The organism is Bifidobacterium leontopitheci (assembly GCF_009193355.1).
Taxonomy (GTDB): domain Bacteria; phylum Actinomycetota; class Actinomycetes; order Actinomycetales; family Bifidobacteriaceae; genus Bifidobacterium; species Bifidobacterium leontopitheci.
The window spans coordinates 1-4,493 of sequence record NZ_WBVT01000070.1; the positions used below are offsets into that span (position 1 = coordinate 1).

2 protein-coding genes are annotated in these 4,493 nt (G+C 64.3%); both read left to right on the forward strand.

Translation table 11 applies throughout. From position 1 onward, the window contains the following. The first annotated feature begins 293 nt into the window (after positions 1-293). On the forward strand, positions 294-2,294 hold the full coding sequence (locus tag F7D09_RS10905; protein WP_152235509.1) for a glycoside hydrolase family 127 protein: 2,001 nt from the start codon (positions 294-296) through the stop codon (positions 2,292-2,294). Between the two features lie 193 nt (positions 2,295-2,487). Next, positions 2,488-3,921 (forward strand): MFS transporter, encoded by a 1,434-nt coding sequence (locus F7D09_RS10910; RefSeq protein WP_152235510.1) that lies wholly within the window; start codon positions 2,488-2,490, stop codon positions 3,919-3,921. Positions 3,922-4,493: the final 572 nt, after the last annotated feature.

The window sequence follows — 4,493 nt, forward strand, 5'->3', positions numbered from 1 at the left end:
CCGCAAACGCGCCGCACGACGCGCCACACGCTGAAGTCCCCTCCCACGCGTAGGTTTTCAAACAACACCACGCATGGTGCGAGCGTCAGCGTCGCCACTCAACCCATCAGATAAATAAACACGGTGGGAAAATTTTCGCATTCGCAAGGACCGGCCGCCGCGGCCGCCGGCGTTCCCATACCATCATCTCAGATGCCGGCCCGGCGACAAGGAGTTGCGCAGCTGCAAGTCGCCCGGCCGGTGCCGAAACAAGCGGATGGCATCACTGATTCGATGCGGAAAGGACGGCACGGATGAGCACCAAGGTGACGGTGACCTCGCCCTTCTGGCGCAGGTATCGCGAGAACGTCGCCAAAGAGGTGATCCCCTACCAGTGGGCGGTCATCAACGACGAGCAGAAGATCGACATCCCGCGCGACCCCTCGGGCGCCAAGCAGGACATCGACTACCACTACAGCCGCGCGGTGCGCAACCTGCGCATCGCCGCCGGCGACGAGGACGGCGAGTTCAAAGGCTTCGTCTTCCAGGACTCCGACGTGTACAAGTGGCTCGAGGAGGCCGCCTACGCGCTCGCCTACGAGCCCGACGAGCAGCTCCGCGAGCTCTGCGACAAGCTCGTCGACCTCATCGCCCGCGCCCAGCGCGAGGACGGCTACCTCGACACCCCGTACATCATCAAGTCCGGCGCGTTCAAGGACCGCGAACGCTTCACCCAGATCCAGCAGTCCCACGAAATGTACGTGATGGGCCACTACATCGAGGCTGCCGTCGCGTACTTCGAGGTCACCGGCAACGAGCAGGCCCTCGACGTCGCCAAGAAGATGGCCGAATGCCTCGACGCCAACTTCGGCGACGAGAAGGACGGCAAGATCCCCGGCGCCGACGGCCACCCGGAGATCGAACTCGCGCTCGCCCGCCTCTACGAGGTCACCCACGAGCGCAAGTACCTCGACCTCGCCCGGTTCTTCATCGACGTGCGCGGCAAGGACCCCAGCTTCTACGACAAGCAGAACGCCAAGATCGGCGACGGCTCCACCGACATCTTCCCGCAGATGCGCGGCTGGACCCACGAATACACGCAGACCGCCCGCCCGATCCGCCAGCAGAAGACCGCCGAAGGCCACGCCGTGCGCGTCGGCTACATGCTTACCGGCGTCGCCCACGTGGCCCGGCTGACCGGCGACAAGGAGCTCGAGGAGACCGCCAAGCGGCTGTGGGCCAACATCGTGCGCCGCCGCATGTACATCACCGGCGGCGTCGGCTCCACGCACGTGGGCGAGGCGTTCACCTACGACTACGACCTGCCGAACGACACCATGTACGGCGAGACCTGCGCCTCCGTGGCCATGAGCTTCCTCGCCCGCCAGATGCTCGAGCTCGAAACCAAAGGCGAATACGCCGACGTGCTCGAAAAGGAGCTGTTCAACGGCTCGATCGCCGGCATCGCGCTCGACGGCAAGCACTTCTACTACGTCAACGCCCTCGAAGCCGACCCCGAGGCCACCGAGCACAACCCGGACCGCTACCACGTGCTCATGCACCGCGCCGAATGGTTCGGCTGCGCCTGCTGCCCGGCCAACATCGCGCGCCTCATCGCCTCCGTGGACCGCTACCTGTACACGGTCCACGAGGACAAGCGCCAGATCGTCGCCCACCAGTTCATCGCCAACGACGCGGAGTTCTTCGACGGCGTCAAGGTCTCGCAGAAGTCCAACTTCCCGTGGGACGGCCACATCGAATTCACCGTCACCGTGCCCGACGGCGCCGATCCGGTCGAATTCCTGGTGCGCATCCCGTCATGGTCCGCCAGCCGCCACGAGATGACCGTCAACGGCGAGGACGCCCGCCGTCTGCCCGTCGACAACGGCTTCGTCTCCATCGAAGTCACCGCCGGCACCACCGAGATCACGCTCGACCTCGACATGGCCGTCAAGTTCATGCGCTCGACGACCCTCAACCGCCATGACGCCGGCAAGGTCGCCGTCATGCGCGGCCCGGTCGTGTACTGCGCCGAGGAAGCCGACAACTCCGCCCCGCTGTGGAACTACCGCCTCGACAGCCGCAGCGCCGAGAAGGCGAAGGCCGAATACCACTTCGGCGAGCTCGACGGCGTGGAGGTCATCACGCTGCCGGCCGTCAAACGCACGCACGACGACGCCGACTTCCCGCTGTACGCGGACGTGAGCGAACACCCGGTCGGCGAGAAGTCCTACGACCTCAAGCTCGTGCCGTACTACGCCTGGGCCAACCGCGAGGTGGGCCAGATGCAGGTGTGGTTCGACTCCGACTTCTGACGCCGGCCGCGCCTCGCCGGGCGCTTCGCCGTATAACCGCGTAGCCCACATAACCGAAAGACGTGCTCCCCTTCCCCCGACTGTTTTTTTACCGTTGTCCTTCCGCGGGGGAAAGGGGGCCTTATACCCAAAACCAACAATCCAACCACCAGCCGGCCGCCGACGTGACCGGCCTCAACGAAGAAGGAAAGCAATGAGCACCGCAACTCAGAGCGCTTCGACCGCCGCCAAGGCGATCAAGCTGACCACGAAGGAGAAGATCGCCTACTCCTTCACCGACATGGCAGGCAACCTGCTGTACGTGACGATCTCGTCGTACATCATGTACTTCTACACGAACGTGTTCCACATCCCGGCCGCCGGCGCGATCGGCGCGGGCACCATCCTGCTGGTCGCCCGCTTCGCCGACGCGATCTCCGCCGTCGTGTGGGGCTCCATCGTCGACCACACCAACACCAAGTGGGGCCAGTCCCGCCCGTGGTTCCTCTGGCTGTGCGTGCCGTTCGCGGTGACCGTGTTCATCGCGTTCACCGCCCCGAGCCTGCCTGACGGCGCACCGAAGTTCTGGTACGCGCTGATCACCTACATCCTGGCCGCCGGCGCCGTCTACACGGGCATCCAGACCCCGATCACCGCAATCCTGCCGAACCTCACCGACGACCCGACCGAGCGCAACAACGCGAACTCGTTCCGCATGGCCGGCGGCCAGATCGGCTCCTTCATCACCTCGTCCTTCACCATCCCGCTGGTCGGCTGGTTCGGCGTCCACTTCGGCGGCGGCGACAAGACCGGCTTCATGATCGTCACTGCGATCTGGGGCGTCGTCGCCATCGTGCTGCTCCTGTTCTCCTTCAAGAACCTCACCGAGCACAACTACCACCCCGAACTCAACAAGCCGATTCCGCTGAAGGACTCCTTCAAGGCAGCCAAGGGCAACTGGCCGTGGATCATCCTCGTCGTCGCCTTCCTCATCTACTGGATCGCCCAATCCACCCGTAACGGCGTGTCGACGTATTACGCGCAGTACGTGCTCAACAACCGCGACCTGACCTCGCTGTTCAACGGCGTCCAGGTGCTCGGCCTGCTCGGCACCATCGCCATGCCGATCATCGCCAACAAGACCAAGAACAAGACCCTGACCATGCTCATCGGCCTCGTCATCGGCGGTGTCGGCCAGGCGCTCATGCCGCTCGCCGGCCACAACGTGCCGCTGCTGGTCATCTTCTGGACCGTCGGCGTGCTCGGCGCCGCCATCGCCATCGGCATGCCGTTCGGCATGCTCGCCGACACCGTGGATTACGGCGAGTGGAAGACCGGCATTCACGCGGCAGGCTTCCTGACCGCCGTCGGCTCCGCGTTCTGCATCCAGGTCGGCTCCGGCTTCGGCGCCTTCCTGCCGCTCGAGATCATGGGTGCCGCCGGCTACGACGCCACCAAGGACGTCCAGTCCGCCGCCGCGCAGAACGCGATCAGCTTCTGCTTCATCTGGCTGCCGGTCATCGTCTACGTCATCGTCGGCGTGATCATGCTCTTCTACCGTCGCTTCGAGAAGATGGAGCCGCAGATCAAGGCCGAGCTCGCCGAGCGTCATGCCAAGGCCGCGGCCGAGCTTGAGGAAGCCAGGTGATGCGACGCTGCCGAGTGGTGATTCGGTGATCCGGCTGGTAGCGCGGCCGGCGGCTTGGCCGTGGCGTCGGTAAGGCGTGGGGCCGGAGCCGAAACGGATTCGGATCGCCCGCAGCGCAAGGGCCGTCAGACCGTATGGGGTCTGGCGGCCCTTGTTGCGTTGCGTGGGCTGCGGGAGGGGCTGCGTAGGGATTGCCGTTGCCGGGTTGTTGTTTGGTTGTTCATGTGTCGGTCATGTGGGGTTTCCTGCGTGTAACACTGGCGGCTGTATGCTGGAACCGACGCGTTGGGGTGGTTTTGCGACACGCCGATGGAACGTTGTCGTTTCAACGGTTTTGGCGTGGTCATGTCATGCCGATTTGCGTGTCGGGCTTCGCTTGTGTAGATTATTCATTCGCTGCCGGTCAGCGGTTGGCTCTCTTCCGAGAAGGTTGATGGTTGGCTGAGTGGTGGTGGTTTGAGAACTCAAGAGCGTGTTTGTACTGCTTTTTTACAAGCTTTTTTGATTGCCAGTCCATTGGCGGCCCGCCGGTTTGGTGGTGGGTGCCCGAGGGGGTTGAACGCCGATGGGGT

Bases quoted from the DNA above. Each gene is read 5' to 3' on its own strand.
- F7D09_RS10905 (WP_152235509.1), top strand. From the start codon at position 294: ATGAGCACCAAGGTGACGGTGACCTCGCCCTTCTGGCGCAGGTATCGC.
- F7D09_RS10910 (WP_152235510.1), top strand. From the start codon at position 2,488: ATGAGCACCGCAACTCAGAGCGCTTCGACCGCCGCCAAGGCGATCAAG.